Source organism: Polaromonas sp. AER18D-145 (assembly GCF_002379095.1).
Lineage (GTDB): Bacteria > Pseudomonadota > Gammaproteobacteria > Burkholderiales > Burkholderiaceae_C > Polaromonas.
This window is the reverse complement of the sequence record NZ_NBZV01000031.1, coordinates 1-15344: the sequence shown is the minus strand read 5'-3', so window position 1 is coordinate 15344 and position 15344 is coordinate 1. Positions and strand designations below refer to the sequence as shown.

The window sequence follows — 15344 nt, the reverse complement described above, 5'->3', positions numbered from 1 at the left end:
TTGCCTTATCTGAGACTCAGAAGGTTTGCGCGCTCCTGCAGATGAGTCATCCGCAGAACTCGGGACTTTCGATTCTTCCATTTAAACGTCCTTTCTGGACAAAGGGTGGAGAGACACCATGAAGATGTTTTATGCACTGGTGCTATTGCTTGCAAGCGGATTGTTGCCGCACATTCAGGCGGGACAGAAACTCAGGATTCGTCCACAGCCTTCGCCACCTCAAACTTAGCACGCCCCTCTTGCCACTTTCGCTCTTCCTCGACCAAGTCAACCCCGTCAACGCTCATGAAAAATTCGTTTTGACTGTAGCGTTTCAGGCGCACAAGCTCCGGCTCATGACGACATGGCATCGTCAAATCTAGCGGCTGACCGCCGAACTCAATCACGGCATTAGACAGCAAATCGCCAACGAGCGTCCACGCCTCGAAAGCCACCTCCAGCAAATCGCGCCCAGGGATTTGCTGAATCATCCACGTGCGCCAGATCGCAGGTGACGAATCGCAGTCGGGTCCGAGCCCGCGCCAGAATTTGTCGTTTCGACATACCTCTTTGTATCTTTCGTATGCCTCATCTGAGCTCTCCCAAGGCTCGACTGGAAACGGAAAGCTGACCTTCACTTTTTGCCCCTCCATACTGCGGATGCTCCCCTTGCTGTCAACAGCTAGCATCCCTTGGTGGACTATAAAGTTTCGCCTCACACGTAGGACAGCGAAGAGAGCAGTGGACTCTAGTTCCTTGAGTTTTGGCTTGATTGACCGTCGCACTAACTCGTGTCGCTCCAGATCCTTCGTGAGCAACTCTGGAACGTCAGCGATTGCACGTATGAAGGAGTTCAATGAGTACCGAAATGGAGCTGGCTCATGATAGTTGCTTTCCATTTGGTGCAAATGCCAATGGCACTCGTGCCACCGATCTAGCGAAGCTTCAATGGGTGCATGGGCGCAAGACATAGACACATTGAACCATCAGAAGCGCAACACGGGACCGAGCAGCAACATGACCGAGTTCAGCAAATGCCTTCTCAGTCGAAAGAGAAACGGGAACCCAATTTATTTAACATCCGCGCCAATTCTTCGCCCTCTCCGATTGGGGTGCCTCTATTGAGATGGATCCACACCAGGTCCCCGTTAAAGCCAGGCGCTCTATCATGAAACTCGATGAGAACCGCCACACCAACGCTGCCATCGCCTGAGGCCGGTTCTTTCACACTGGCAGTGAAATTTCTAGACATATTACCCCCCGAAAGTAGTGCTCACAGTATGAGCATCAAGACGCCTTAATGGCGCCCCGGTCCGACGAGTGGGCGCCTAGTTCAGCATCAACAGCCCCAACAATGGCACGGTCCTGACGCCAACGTGGCCATGCCAGCTGTGCCGTTCAATAGGTTTCGGTTAACCCATTGGGTAGGGGATAGCTCGTCCATGGTGTTTATCATACTGTACATAACAACAGTAGTCCAGTAGGATGGCTGACCGATGAGTACCGACAGAGGCGACTCCATGCAAGCTTTCAATCTCCAACCGGCCCGTGTGCCGGTCCAGCCTTTCACGCCGCCGCCTATTATTCGCCGCTATCCCTCTTGGCCCTTCCCTGCCGCCTCGGTTGGACGCCCCTCCAACGATGTGGCTGCCAATGCCAGGAAAGTGATTGCGGCCACTGCGCGTGCTTTTCTGGGGCCCCTCTCCTTATGAAGGCAGGCGCGCAGCAGCTGCCATCGCCGGTTTTTGGCCGGAGGGTGTGGCGCGGCCTGCTGGCCTCGCTTATGGCGCTGGGCATTTCCGCCGGTGCGGCTGCGGCTGTCCTGGCTGGCAAGGTGGTGGCCGTGACCGATGGCGACACCATCACGGTGCTGGATGCAGGCAAGGTCGAACATGCGGTGCGCCTCTCCGGCATTGACGCGCCGGAAAAGAAGATGCCGTTTGGCCAGCGCTCCAAGCAACACCTCTCGGATCTGCTCTATGGCAAGTGGGTGGAGGTCGAGGGCGAGAAGAATGACCGCTACGGCCGGCTGGTGGGAAAAGTGCTGGTGAATGGGATCGACGCCAACCTGGCACAGGTCCAGGCAGGCATGGCTTGGCATTACAAGCAATACGAGCGCGAGCAGACTGCGTCAGACCGGCAGACCTTTGCGGAAGCGGAAATCAGATCTGCAACTGCCAGGCAAGGCTTGTGGGTGGATCGCGATCCGGTGGCGCCATGGGACTGGCGTAAAGAGCGTCGCCGCAAGGAGTAGGTCCTGCCGAGTGGGCTGGTCCTGGCGCGTCCAGAGATCAGGTCGATATCCGAAGGCCATGGCCGCTATAGATCTCTAACTGTTCCTTTACCTCCAATCATTTTGACAATGCAGGCCGAAGCATTCAAGAATATTGAGGTTGTCGGCCACGGGTGTTTCGTCCGCCTCCCCTTCATTTAGAGGTCGACTCTGGTGCCGGTTCTACGTGAAAATCACCGTATAAGCCCAAATAGACGCGGTATTCGCCGAATACTTGCCAACGGCCAATAAGCGCCGTAACGTCCGGCCAGGAGGAAAAATGCAAGTATTTACATACCGCAGCAGTGGAGCTTGGCTCACCGTCAAGCAACCAGTCGAAGACGAAAACGGCAAAACTCTTCCCGACGAAGCGTTAAACGAGATTTCTCGCAGCCTCTCGGACTGTTTTCGATGCAATAACCTGATTGTTCTGACTGGATTAGGGACTTCTCTGCATGTCAACCTTGTGCCGCCACCACCAGATGATCCGTTGAAACGAGTGGCAAAAGCTGGCAAACATATAGCGCCGATGATGAGTGACCTCTGGGAGTCTGTAAAGGCGGTCAATGGCCCGCTGTTCGACGAGGTGGTGGCGCTCTCCAGATTCCCTGCTTTGCACCAGGGCAATATCGAAGCGCTGTTGTCCTATTGCAAAGTTGCCGCTGATTTTGTTGATGAGAAAGACGGTAAACAAAAGATCAAAGACTTCATCAAAACGGCAGAGGAAACCGTTCGCGATCAAGTCCGTTTCTTAAATGCAGACGACGACCTTGGTCTGCATGCTGACTTTCTGAGACGCCTCGCAAGGCGATCTTCGCGAAAGCTCCGTGCAAAAGTTTTCACGACTAACTATGACTTGTGCTTCGAATACGCTGCGCGAAAGGGACGATACGTAGTTATCGATGGGTTCTCGCATACGACACCGCAAGTCTTCGACAGCTTGTTTTTCTCTTACGATGTGGTGAAGCGCGACAGCAATCCCGATAGTCACGACTTCATCTCCAACGTCTTTCATTTATACAAACTTCATGGCTCAGTTGACTGGACCAAGAATTCGCTAACAAAAGAAATTGAGAAGGACCCTGCGACACCGACACCTCTTCTTGTTTATCCCAGAAACACGAAGTACGAGTTGTCTTTTGAGCAGCCCTATCTCGAGATGATGTCATCGTTTCAGGCCGCATTGCGACAGCCAGATACAGGGTTGTTGATTTTGGGGTTTGGTTTTAATGACAACCACATCGCGGAGCCTATTCTTTCAGCCATAAATTCGAACTTACACCTGAAGGTGGCAATTTGTGATCCAGCGCTGGGGCCACGGGAAACCCCGGCAGGTCCAAAGCAAGGCTCCGAGACCTGGAATACCCATCTCACAAAGATCAAGTATTTAATTGAGCATGGGGATGCTCGACTTTCGTTAGTCGGAGCGACTTTCCAGCAAATCGTTCCTCATCTTCCAGACATCGCTGCCGAGACTGATCTTGAGCAGCACATTGAACGTGTTCGTCAGCTGCGCGGAGCGGTCTGATGACCGGTAAGCTCGCCACAAGTCCGTTCGATCCTAGCCGCTATATAGGCTCAGTAACCTATATCAGTCCTGACGCCGCGAAGATCAATCTCCCGTATGCTGCAAGCGTGACCGCTCGTCAATATTCGGGATACGTTGTATTGGGCGGACAAGTCGGTGAGTTCGTCTTCATTGAAGGTGAAGGTGTTGCGGTTCTGGGTCGCATCACTGAAGTCAAGCTGCCGGACGGTGAGCGTCTGAAGGCGGAGCCTGCCATAGGCCAACCTCTTGATGCACACCCCATAGGATTCGTCCAACTTTTGACCACATTAGAGTTATCAACAGGGCGGATCATTTCAGGAATTCCGCATCACCCTCGCATTGGTCAACACGTGTATTCAGCGCATCCCCTCTTGGTGAAGCACATCGTTGAGGGCAACAACGCCGGGGCCACAGGAGTGATTGAGTTGGCAACTATTCCGCAGGATCTAAGCACAAAGGTTAATGTTAGCCCTGCCAATATGTTTGGTCGTCACTGCGCTGTCTTGGGAGCGACAGGTGGCGGTAAGAGTTGGACCGTCGCGCGCATTGTTCAAGAGACAGCCAGAATTGGCGGCAAAGTCATTCTCATAGATCCCACAGGCGAGTTTCATACCTTCACGGCTGGCGTACAGTCGGTCTATCTTGGAGGACAGAGTGAAGGGGGCAAAGACGAACGCACATATGTCGCCTTCCCTTACTGGCAACTAACAGAGGCAGATCTCTTCGCTATTTTTCAGCCGAGCCCGGGGGCTCAGGTTCCGAAACTCAGGGAGGCACTCAGAAGCCTCAAACTCAACTACGTTCTTCACGGCGACGCTGAGCCCAATATATACAAAAAGACCGGGGCATCGCGTAAGGACTTCAACTTTTCTGCGAATAAGAACGAGGCGGCAATTGAAGCCGAGGGAGCGAAGTACCTCATAAAGCACCTAGCCCGCCAAATCTACGAGGAATGCGTCTTTGAGAGCGGTGGCTCTCGTGATCATCCAGATCACACAGTGTGGGGTAACTATGACGAGCGCACTAGAGGTTACTGCGACACGTTGGTCTCGAAGGTCTTTTCCATCACCCGTTCGAAGTCCCTTCGCTGCTTGTTTAATCCAGAATCTTTCGATTCGTTGACAGACAAAATTGCGAGCTTTTTGGCGTCGGGGGACTCTGTATTGCGTATTTCGATGGAGCACCTTCCATTCGACTACAACGCACGTGAATTGCTGGCCAATGCATTGGGTCGTCACTTGCTTGGCCTTGCGCGAGAAGGCAAGTTCGAAAAAATGCCAACGGTCGTTGTCCTTGACGAGGCGCACCAATTTTTAAACAAAAACTTGGGCGATGAGACTAATCGCGTACAGCTGGATGCTTTCGGGCTGATCGCCAAGGAAGGGCGCAAGTACGGCTTAACCACTATCCTTGCAACGCAACGTCCACGGGACATTCCAGAAGACGTCCTCAGTCAGATGGGCATGTTTATCGTCCATCGTCTCATTAATGAGCGCGACAGAGAAGTTGTAGAAAAGGCTTGTGGTAGCTTGGATGCGTCTGCTGCTGCTTTTTTACCTACTCTTGGGCAAGGCGAAGCAATCCTGGTCGGCGTGGACTTTCCTATGCCAACGCCGGTTAAGGTGACGGAACCTGTCCACCCACCCAAGTCAGAAGGACCCTCTTATGAGAAATATTGGGTTAGGCGACCGATCGTCACACGCGCATAGTTGCTGTCACTAAATATTCGGTCGAGGCAATCAGTTTCACTACCTGTTTCCGACTCGCTGTTTGGAATCGACTTCGTTGAGTGCATGAATGAATCGCCGCGACAAGCAGAACTCCAAATTACTTTGCGCCGACTGTGGCGGATTGAACTTATGTTCTTGCCTGATATGCAGTGGGATTGGCCGTAAGAGCAAACAAGTGCCTCATCGTTTTCTCCCGACTCAATGAGCGATACGCTTAACAATCGGCCCCCAACCAGGCCAATCGCTCGTTCCCGTCTTCCCATCTCCCAAGTGAAGTCTTTCCCACTCAGCCAAAGCGTGTTTTTCTTCTGCATCCATCAATTGGTACGCGTAATGGAGCCTCTCCATCGTTAGTAGAAAGGGGTTTGACATATGTTTTTTTGTGGCAGGTTTCATATGGCTCCGGGATATCAAGCGCCATCAGCAGCATGATCTCAAGCGCTGACGGGTCCTTGGCGGAAATTCGCGTTGACTAATTTGATCTGAATGCCTGTTAGCTGCCGAATGGACTTGGGAAAAGAATGAATCTCACAATTGAACTCAATGTTGCCGTCGATACTTATGGGGTTATTCACAAAATGGCTGGCAACTTGGTTAGCTTGTCCATCCGACATTGACTCCTCAAGGAAGATGCTTGCGATCTCCCCTGCGACAAAGGTTCGTCTCTCCAAGACCGCAGCCTTCAGAACAACTGATCCGCAGGAAAACCTGAAGTTCGCTCTATCGAGCTCCAACCGAAATGGAGAAAGGTTAATTAACTGAAGATGCAATCGAAAAGACGCATCGCTGCCAAGATTTACAACAGCCGATTCGTTCCTGGGATACATGTCGAAGTAGACAAGCTGCGCTAGCCGCTCCTTCGTGAAGTACCAACGGAGCATGAAAGCGGGCAAACGCCGGGCCAGAGGCCACAATCCCGAAATTGCAGAAAGCTCCATTGGCAAAGTCTTTTTAAGTTGTTGTTTGAATAACCAACACTGCGAGCGGTGTGGCCATGAATTTCATTTCATCTTCGAGTCAAGAATCTTTCCCAAGATTGAATCTACGACATCTGTTGTCTTTGGATCATGAGGGTCGCTTGCGGCGCAGTTCAGGGTTGCTAGCACCTTTGTGATCCATCTGCCCGCACCAATCCTGAACTCAGCATCTTGATCTCTACCTTCTCCGAGGGGAATGGATTGGTCCAACTTCGTGTTTAGCAAAAGCGAGTACCTCGGTACGTGCATCGCCGCCAAGCGGTACAGATAATTGCGCTCAACTTCGGTTATCGTCCGACCGGTCATCTCAAGCGCGGCCTCGAGATATCCAAGTGCGTCAGGAACAGGACGGTCGACTATCACAAGATCAGTGTTAAGGCCCGCTTCAAGCTCTCCACGTATAACCGAAGACATGATCCAGAGCGTGCTCTCAAATGTATGTGCACGCAGGATTCCGAACCCTACCGACCGGCAATCCGTTGCCTTATCGGCGACCGATCTAACGGTAATGCCCATGCTCTCGGCTTTCTCTTTCAAGCTGCCTACAAAGGTCGATTTACCGGTTGAGTGAGTACCAGCGATTCCAATAAAACACGTCATTAAAACAGGCCCTGCTGAGGAAGTTTGAAAAAGGAGTCGTCGGGAGACGCCGCTGATTCCGCCAGCGCTTGAAGACTCATGTCGCCAGCGCGGTCCAGCAGGCTGGCGACCGCGAGGAAAAGTTCTGCCGCCGCGACCGCATCGCTAGCAGCTCGATGTGCCACTCCGCCGGACTTGCGCTTTATACCGAATTCAACGAGCAATGCGTCTAGGCCAAAGCTGCTGGCGTTGGGCCTGACCTTTCGCGCAAGTCGCATGGTGTCGATAGCCACCAATGGCTGCCACGTTGGTATCTTCTCCTTCAGAAGACGTATATCCACCGAAACGTTATGCCCAATTACCGGGTGCTCACCTAACCCCTCAGATACGTCCGGTGATATCTGCTCGAAAACTGGCTTCATAGCAAGATCCTCATTAAGGATTCCATGAAGCTTGGAGGCTTTTGCAGTAACTGATTTAACGGGCTTTACGAGCCACTCATGAGCGAGAGTGACCTGAAAGTCTTTCACATGTACCAGAGCTACTTCAATGATTTCTTGCTGCGCATGGCCATTTCCCTCAATGTCGATAGCAACAAAAGTCCATCGCGACCAATGAGTTTCCGAGCGTGGATTCATATACGGGATCCACCGACATTGGGCGTGCTGTAGATAGAAATTGGAATTCTGATATTCGTTTGAGTTCGATCTTGCTGAGATTCCGCCTGTCGTATTTGTTCAAGCAGAGGGGTCAGCCGCTCTTCGTGCAGACTCTCTAGTTCTTTCTTGAACATGCGTACCTTCAAATCGGCGATGGCATCCGTCAATCGAGCGACTCGACTTGCCTTTGTAGCTTCATCAATCTGCCGATCAAAATTCTCAGCTGGAGTACCTGGACGCGGGGAAAATGGAATTGCCACGTTAATTTGCAGATTCAGGACATTTACAAGATCCATAGTTCGTTGAAAGTCTTCTTCTGTCTCTCCCGGGAACCCTACCATCCAGTTGCAATAGAAAACTGTCGCTGAGTCTCTGAATTGCGAATAGATACCGGCCAACTTGGCAATATCGTAGTTGCGGTTCATTTCGGTCAGTATCCGTTGAGAACCGCTTTGTAGGGATATATAAAGCAGTTCGAGTTTTCCGGAAGCGCAGAGCTCTCGAAGCATATTTGCATGCTTCAAAAATGGTTTTGGCTCTATGTATCGGATGGAGAACTTGAGCTCGTCGCTTACTTCGATCAAGGCCCTCATTAACTCAGCAAATTTGGCACCAACAGTGTCAACACCATAGTTTCCAATCTCATCGCCCACCAGAATAATGTGGCGAATACCCTTTGCCAAAGCCTCTTGAGCTTTAACGAGAATATCTTTTAAAGGGACTGACTCGAAAGCACCTCGCCCTTTGGGGATGCTACAAAAGCTGCACTTGTAAAGGCAGCTTCGAGTTACTGTAATTAATTCGGATGCTTCCACCTCGTTGTAGAACACGAAACCCTTTGTTGTTCTTCTATACAGACCTTCCACATTGGTTCCAAGCTCTCTATCGATCTCTTGCAAGACACCAACAATTGCAGCTTTGTCGGCACCAACGCGCTGACGCAAGTTACTCAGTCCGCTGCCTGGTTGGCCTTCATAGTTATGAGACGAACCTTGGGAAAACGTTCGATCAATTTCCTTGAAATCGAGCCCTGCATAACCCGTGAGAATTTCCTGCGGAGACTGAAAATTAATTGCTTGTGTGCGGGCCTTTGCCCGAACCACATCAGGGCTTACATTTGCGATGCAACCGGTGACTGTTACTTTTGCGCTTGGTGCACGCCTATGAATTTCGTCAATCTGGTTGACCGCATCAGTGACCCATACTTCCCGCACAGAACAGCCGGAGAAGATCACCTCATCGGCCAACTCCGGCTTTTCAACGATCTCGAAACCACCTTGCTCCAGCCCAGCCTTCAGCACATTGAGGTCGTAGCTGGAGTTCAAGCAGGAGTTGTGCGCTAGGAATAATTTCTTCTTGGTTGACATGTAGATCGCTATCCAATTTGCTACCGCAGGCGAGCGGATCATTGTGCGCTTCACTATCCAGCCTTTCCTCCCCCAATCGAAGGAGAGTATTCCTGAAATCGCACAATCTCCTCTAAGCCTAAGCATCACTCTCCCAGTAATCCCTCTAAATTCACTTAAGCAGCGAGATTACCGTTAACACGGCGTCGTCTGGAAGCTTCACCGACTGTGACTCAACCACGAGACGATAGTCATCCGGACCCGATAGCCAACGATTGGAGGCCTCTTTGACCGGACGCGAAATTTGTACTCCTTGACCAAATGCCATTGAGAATGCAGTCGTGTCCTGGTGTAATTCCCTCCTGACGTAAAAGTCATAGGGAAAGGCTAGATTTTTCTGAAACCATAGAAGCTTTGACTGGTTATGGCAGACCACACAAGCAGCCGTGCTTGCCCGCTTGACCACTTTGATCGCTGAGGCAGTAAGGCTCGCGTTGAAAGCAGCTCCAAGGGCTCTCGCAGTGTCAAGGTTTGCCCTTCTCCCATTCATCCACGGCTCAACCAGGAAATTGGGGAGAATCAGCTGACTAGCGTATGCGTTTGCGTGAGCTTCGATATTTTTTGCCTCGGCATTTTGCGGGCCGATATCTTCTTGTCCACAGTTAAACGAGCCTTGATCATGGTCGCAGATCCAGTGCGCGAGCTCATGGGCCAAGGAGAACCTTTGCCGTCCCTCGTAGCTTCCGATCCCGACGCTTATCACTGCTCGCTCCCTACACTTCACGAGGCGAGCGGCACATCCGTCAAGACGCCGATACACGACTTGAGCACCCCGATAATTGGCGATGGCTTCGAGGTCGATATGCTCCGGCGCCCTTACTCCGCAACCCCATAGCAGCTTTTCTGGCGCCGAAAGGCGATTGAAGTCAATCGTCATTTTCTTCGGGCTTTATTACTCCCATGCGCACTAGGTCGTCATACACAGTCTCTAGGTCGCTCTCCGACTGCTTTTTGCCATCTCGAAAGGCTATGGCGACTTCCGGCTCTCGCCGAAATACCTCTTCAAGAATTTCTTTGATGCGATCAAGAGCTGGGCGTTTCGAGGCTGTCGGTTGAATTTGAGTGGCAAGGATCGAACGTTCCTTGGCTGCTGCTACCCGATGTCTCATCGCGCCGGCGGTTGCGTCGCGAAGTTTTTCTTTAACCTGAGCCGATATCACACGGATATCCTCTCCACGCTCCAAGAATTCCTTTCTCAGATCCTCATCGCTCGTTTTCGCCAAATCTTCTAGAGCTCGAGCGCGGATGAATCTCATTTCGATGCTTTCTTTCGATCGCTTCATACTGTTCTCCTGCCTGGCATTAACTTATCGAGGCCTCGACGAAACCTTCGCCGGGCCGTGTCATAGGATTTTTGGCTCATTCCGGAGATATCCCTGATCTCCTGAGCTTTCATGCCATCTTTGTCACCCATGATCAGGTATTGGATTTCGTCGTCCTCAGCGAAATGAGCTTCAATAAGGTTGGCGTCGGCCTTGGCTCTTTCGCGCCGGAGCTCGCTTTCTTCGATCTCAAGCGCCTGCTCCTCCGCATCACAGTTGAAATAGCCCTCGTGGGCAAGTGCCCAACTGGGGCCGCCACTTTCCCCTGCCATGACTTCCAGATGGTCTGTTCTTTTTTGAACAATGGAATCGCTTGACCCATCAGCGATGCTGTGAATCGTCATTATCAAAAACGCGACGAAATGGACAGTCTTGGGCCAATGCCGTCCCGTCCCGCCGTCAGCGCCTTCCAGCGCTCGAACAATTGCCTCGTCCAACAGCTCCAGCGGGTCGGTGTACTCCGTGCCGAAAAGCGCATATTTGGCCGCGCTGTTTATCCTTACAAGCTCCTCCTCGGTCAGGGTCTCTATCGCCTCGCAGATTTCCTCAGCGTTGGCGTATTTATCGTCTGGTGGCTCCTCTAGTGACACGTTCGTCTCCCTTGTCTCGTTATTAGTATGTGCGGCAGTTTTTTGGACTCCGGACACTGTGACAGCATTTTGTCCGCGTTTCAATACACCGCCGCACATAGATATGAGCAGCAATTCCGCTGTGACAAGGAGTCAGAAATGACAAAGCGCAATCAGCATGTGGTCCCTCGGGATGACCAATGGGCAGTTCAGGGTGCCGGGGCCACTCGTGCCACTGAAATCTTCGACCGGAAAGCGGACGCGGTCCACCGGGCGCGAGAAATAGCCCAGAACCAAGGCACCGAGCTCTTGATCCACGGCCAGAACGGCCGGATTCAATCGAAGGACAGCCATGGCCACGATCCTTTCCCACCCAAAGGCTGACCTGACGGCCTCGGGAAAAGGACGTAGCTGGGATCGGGACGCCCGGCCAGCTTCGTCTCCGGTCACTGAACGTAAACCGGCGGTCACGGAGCTATAGAGTAAATGAACCGGTGTTCCGTTTCCGAATTTAATGGCGTCAATTAAGAAAGGCGGATATGTCCGAGTTCAAACTGACGACGGAAATCGTCGCGTTGTCGAGTGCCCGCGTGTGGGATGCAGCAAAACTGGAATGGGTATTGCACGAGGTCTTTGAATCCGATGAGCCGGATACCTGTCTCTGTGGGCACTATCCCATTATTGAGAACTGCGTGCTGCGCAATAAAGTCAATGGCAACCTGGCGACCGTCGGGAATTGCTGCGTCAAAAAGTTCATCGGACTTCCCTCCGATCTCATTTTTCAAGCCGTGAAACGGATTCGAGCCGATACCACTAAGTCCCTAAACGGTGAAGCCATAAATTACGCGTGCGAACGCGGCTGGGTCACAGCCTGGGAGTCGGATTTTTATTTCGACATCATGCGTAAGCGCAGTCTGACCGCAAAGCAAAGCAGTAAAAAGCGGCAAATCAATGAAAAGTTCCTATTCAACATGCGAGCAGCCAGGTCAGCTCACTAGGCAAGCAACCGACCATTCGAAAGCAATCCCTTCTAAGGCAAGACGATGACGCAACTAAAAGAAAATATTCCCATACTCAAGGACACTGCCGATTTAATCGGAACTTGCGCCAGATGGGGGACCATTTTGGTTGGCGGCTTCTGTCTCCTGTTGTACAGCAATGAAATCGGGCATTTCCCTGAAGGCCTAGATCTTGGGGAAGGACTGGCCTTCTATCTAGTTTGTGCCGGGTTCTGGCTAGCTTATTCGGTATATGTACTGATTGCCACTGCGATAGGTTCCTTGCTCTGGGGCCGGCCCGCAGGTATTCTGGAAAAACTCGGCTCAAAGCGAAACGTTAAGAAGCACCCTGACCGGGTAAATCTCGAGACCGATTTTTCGCCAATGTGGGAGTTTCCGGTTTGGGTGCTGGCCGTTTTTGGGTTTTTAATCTTGGTGCTTCTGTACCGCGACATCTCAAGCGTGGCAATCTTTCTCGGCGTGTCGCTTTTGCAAGGGATGTTGGTTGTTCTTCTGCTTGTCGTTCGACGTCGTGGTGAATACCTTCGAGCTGGGTTTATGCTTAAAAACGAAAGCGCTGAGGTCATTGAGAAAAGTCGATTAATCACTTTGACTACGCATCGAATTCTATTGGCCCTAATCGTCATCTTCCCACTGGCACTAGGTCCTGATAAGACTGCTTTGGTCTCCACAGCGTTTAGGGTAGCCCAACTGAGAAAAGAAAATGCCACCGTTCACGTTAAGAAGCCGTGGGCCGCACGAGTTTCTATCTCTACTTTGAAAGGAGGGACGAGCTTTCTCGGGGACGACCATGTCGAATTCAAAGGGGTCAAAGTTCTTTTACGATCTGTCGGAGAAAAAGTCATCATTGAATTACCTCAGTCTTCTGGCAAGGCGATCAAGCTACCCATACCTTCGGAGTCGATATATGTCGAGTGAAGGCTGTTCTGACGCAGTGCGATAAAGCGGCTTTTTTATCTTGCGAGGCAACGCTGCTAAAAGCCGCCGCCTTGTAGCAGAACCAGTGCTAGGCGCGTGACTGACGTTATAACCTCGCGAAAGGTCTGGTGCTTCATCTGCTCGCGTTGGGTATGTTGAAGAGCTTTCAGCGCCTGGACCCACGTCCTATCTTCTCTTCTTTCGCGGTGACGTACATTGCGATTTCGTCCACTTTTCATATCGAACTCCTATTTGATAGACCGAGCTTCTTCCAATCGAATCTGAAAGTCTCTTAAAACGCTTTAGTTCTTTGGAGAGGTGGAATGATCAATCGATCAGATGAAAATATCTTGGTGAAGCGTTTCACCAAAAATCAGCGGTGGGATGGCGGAGAACCCTGCCGTAGCGGAGAATCACGGGGGTGAATAGCAAACGGCAATCAAAGAAGCGCGACGAGCCCGTAGCGGGAAGTTGCTATGCCTGTGTGTGTACGGCTACGTCTCGCGAACACGTTCCTCCCAAAAATCTGTTTCCTGAGGCCAAGGATTTCCAAGGTGAAGATCTCCGGCAGCAGTTAATCACCGTTCCGTCTTGTGATATCCACAATTTGGCCAAATCCCAGGACGACGAATTTTTGATGGTGTGCCTTGCCGGCCTGGTCGGCAACAATTCGATTGGCTATCGCCACAATTTCGGAAAAGTCGGCCGAGCGGTGCGCCGTAGCGCTGGTCGGTTACTTCAGAAAATTTTCATCGCGCCGCAACGTCTCTACCGCGTAGAGCTGAAGGACAATAAATTCGTCGATGTGCTTTGGGGAAGCCCGGATGTTCCTCGCCTGCGGCGGTGTTTCGGACAGATCGTCCGGGGACTGCTCTTCCACGACTTTGGTCGGGCCTTTGAGGGGCAAGTTCACATTCATCTGGCGTTTCTGCACCTCGAAGCCGGAAATGCAAAAACTTTCAACGACTTTCTGAAGAAGCGCCTTGAAATGGATTTGGTCGATTGCCCTAAGCTTGGCTCGAATCCCGAAGTTTTTTACTATCAGCGTTCCGAACCTGACGAATTCGGCTTATTTGCTTACCGTCTGCGCTTTTATGGCCGCGTGGAAGTGATGGCTGGCGTTCTTCCCGCCGCATCCAATCCCCCCGCGAATATTATTCAAAAATTTATCGAGGGAGGGATCAAAACTATAGTCACCCTTGGACCTGAGGAATTTGAATTCAACTGAGAATGCTGGCAGATCGCGGGTGGCACACGCCCCTACCCTAGCATTGGTTCGCTATTTCCGACAGCACAGACGGTTTCTCGCGCCCGAACTGAAAAGGAAGGCTATGCTCTTACGTGCTGAACAGTAGCCGACCGCAGAGAGTCGATAAATACTCTTTGGATTGCTTGATAACGCACCTTCGTTTGCTCATCGATCGTGTCGTTGCCGTCAAATAGGTCCCGCAAATTAAAAATCTTTTGATTCAGTCGCCGCGCGAACCTACTAATGGTGGTGGCTCCGGTCTGTCTAATCTGAGAGGTGACCGCGTCAAGCTCGAAGAGCGGCGCCTTCATTAATGTGACGACTAGATTCTCCGCGTTTTGGGCCGCACGATCGTGATCTATGAAACCGCTAAGTTGCGAAAAATACTCGCAAAGCACGTCGAGAATGTTGAGCGTCTGCTCATAAGAAAGTCCACTGGGGTGAAACCAGAGCCTGTCGGAGCTTCCGTCTAGGAAAAGTTTCCTGGCTGTCTCATACATCAAGTTTGCCTCGCGCCTGAGAATATCGGCTCGCTTAGACCAGAACACGCTCGTCCCGGTATCAGCTACTTTGATGCTGAACGGTGAGTTGTCGGAGTCCATGTCATGCCCGTATATGTTGCCTGGATCCGGGAACACCAAGACATTGCCCAAATGAGGATCCCCATGGATCTCTCCTGTGCCGTGAATAAAACGTAACGCCCTGGAATAGAGCTTCCACAACAGGGTTCGCGCCTCCATTGTCGGATTGCCTTGCAGCCATTCTTTTCCTGACGAGCCAGCCACAAGTTCCATGACGGAATACGGGAATTGCTCAACTAACTGAAACTGATACGTGGCGACAATCAACGGATGATTAAGTTGCGCAATCTTGGCTGTTTCGTGCAGTGCACGATCCATGCCCCTGGTATTCCATACCTTCACAGCAACATGGCGCCTTAGTGACTCATCTATCGCTTCAAAGACAACCCCCCCGCGTCAGAATAGTTGTCGCCTCCATAGAACCAAGAATCCGGGGGCGGCGATGAAGGACAAGAATTGGCACGATACGGACAAGCATTCAAGGACCGGGCGGTAGCGCGGTTGTTGCCGCCTGAAAGCGCGGCGGTGGAGGAAG

General features: G+C 51.6%; 15 protein-coding genes and 1 pseudogene. 7 read left to right on the top strand and 9 right to left on the bottom strand.

The features are described 5' to 3' along the window. Positions 1-191: 191 nt before the first annotated feature. Positions 192-668, bottom strand: coding sequence for a hypothetical protein (locus B7G52_RS15330; protein WP_141397476.1), 477 nt, complete (start codon positions 666-668; stop codon positions 192-194). Positions 669-1687: 1019 nt separating this feature from the next. Here B7G52_RS15330 and B7G52_RS15325 point away from each other — a divergent pair. The 3 genes from B7G52_RS15325 to B7G52_RS15315 all read left to right on the top strand — a co-directional run bounded on the left by B7G52_RS15325 (position 1688) and on the right by B7G52_RS15315 (position 5509). Next, a complete protein-coding gene (locus B7G52_RS15325) occupies positions 1688-2233 on the top strand; it encodes a thermonuclease family protein (protein ID WP_205853073.1) in 546 nt (181 codons plus the stop codon). A 298-nt stretch (positions 2234-2531) separates the two neighbouring features. After that, positions 2532-3779 (top strand): SIR2 family protein, encoded by a 1248-nt coding sequence (locus B7G52_RS15320; protein ID WP_096698419.1) that lies wholly within the window; start codon positions 2532-2534, stop codon positions 3777-3779. After that, the gene (locus B7G52_RS15315; protein ID WP_096698418.1) at positions 3779-5509 is read left to right on the top strand and encodes an ATP-binding protein; all 1731 of its coding nucleotides are present in this window, start codon (positions 3779-3781) and stop codon (positions 5507-5509) included. The genes B7G52_RS15320 and B7G52_RS15315 overlap by 1 nt, the downstream gene beginning before the upstream one ends. Positions 5510-5964: 455 nt before the next feature. Here B7G52_RS15315 and B7G52_RS15310 read toward each other — a convergent pair whose 3' ends face one another. From B7G52_RS15310 to B7G52_RS15280, 7 genes are all read right to left on the bottom strand, one after another. Next, a complete protein-coding gene (locus B7G52_RS15310) occupies positions 5965-6468 on the bottom strand; it encodes a hypothetical protein (RefSeq protein ID WP_096698417.1) in 504 nt (167 codons plus the stop codon). 63 nt (positions 6469-6531) lie between these two features. Beyond that, positions 6532-7107, bottom strand: coding sequence for an AAA family ATPase (locus B7G52_RS15305; RefSeq protein WP_096698416.1), 576 nt, complete (start codon positions 7105-7107; stop codon positions 6532-6534). Beyond that, positions 7107-7724 carry a PolC-type DNA polymerase III gene (locus B7G52_RS15300; RefSeq protein ID WP_096698415.1) on the bottom strand — a complete coding sequence of 206 codons (618 nt, stop codon included), beginning with the start codon at positions 7722-7724 and terminating at the stop codon, positions 7107-7109. The genes B7G52_RS15305 and B7G52_RS15300 overlap by 1 nt, the downstream gene beginning before the upstream one ends. Continuing rightward, positions 7721-9112: a radical SAM protein gene (locus tag B7G52_RS15295; protein WP_205853072.1), complete on the bottom strand. Its 1392-nt coding sequence runs from the start codon at positions 9110-9112 to the stop codon at positions 7721-7723. Before B7G52_RS15295 ends, B7G52_RS15300 begins: the two co-directional genes overlap by 4 nt. A 151-nt stretch (positions 9113-9263) precedes the next feature. After that, positions 9264-10028, bottom strand: coding sequence for an ImmA/IrrE family metallo-endopeptidase (locus B7G52_RS15290; RefSeq protein ID WP_096698413.1), 765 nt, complete (start codon positions 10026-10028; stop codon positions 9264-9266). Then, positions 10018-10434: a hypothetical protein gene (locus tag B7G52_RS15285; RefSeq protein ID WP_096698412.1), complete on the bottom strand. Its 417-nt coding sequence runs from the start codon at positions 10432-10434 to the stop codon at positions 10018-10020. Before B7G52_RS15285 ends, B7G52_RS15290 begins: the two co-directional genes overlap by 11 nt. Next, positions 10431-11063 carry a hypothetical protein gene (locus tag B7G52_RS15280; protein ID WP_240523475.1) on the bottom strand — a complete coding sequence of 211 codons (633 nt, stop codon included), beginning with the start codon at positions 11061-11063 and terminating at the stop codon, positions 10431-10433. Before B7G52_RS15280 ends, B7G52_RS15285 begins: the two co-directional genes overlap by 4 nt. Before the next feature lie 138 nt (positions 11064-11201). Between B7G52_RS15280 and B7G52_RS15275 the strand changes: the two genes are divergently transcribed. The 4 genes from B7G52_RS15275 (at position 11202) to B7G52_RS15260 (ending at position 14207) form a co-directional block, all read left to right on the top strand. Next, positions 11202-11426 (top strand): DUF2188 domain-containing protein, encoded by a 225-nt coding sequence (locus tag B7G52_RS15275; protein WP_096698454.1) that lies wholly within the window; start codon positions 11202-11204, stop codon positions 11424-11426. A gap of 155 nt (positions 11427-11581) precedes the next feature. Beyond that, complete coding sequence (locus tag B7G52_RS15270; RefSeq protein WP_096698411.1) at positions 11582-12040, top strand: hypothetical protein; 459 nt, start codon at positions 11582-11584, stop codon at positions 12038-12040. Positions 12041-12085: 45 nt separating this feature from the next. Further along, positions 12086-12979, top strand: coding sequence for a hypothetical protein (locus B7G52_RS15265; protein ID WP_096698410.1), 894 nt, complete (start codon positions 12086-12088; stop codon positions 12977-12979). A 421-nt stretch (positions 12980-13400) separates the two neighbouring features. Further along, positions 13401-14207: a hypothetical protein gene (locus B7G52_RS15260; protein WP_096698409.1), complete on the top strand. Its 807-nt coding sequence runs from the start codon at positions 13401-13403 to the stop codon at positions 14205-14207. A 101-nt stretch (positions 14208-14308) separates the two neighbouring features. On the opposite strand, the pseudogene B7G52_RS15255 reads toward B7G52_RS15260, so the two are convergent. Then, positions 14309-15187: pseudogene (locus B7G52_RS15255) on the bottom strand (protein kinase); the annotation flags it as partial. Between the last annotated feature and the right edge of the window lie 157 nt (positions 15188-15344).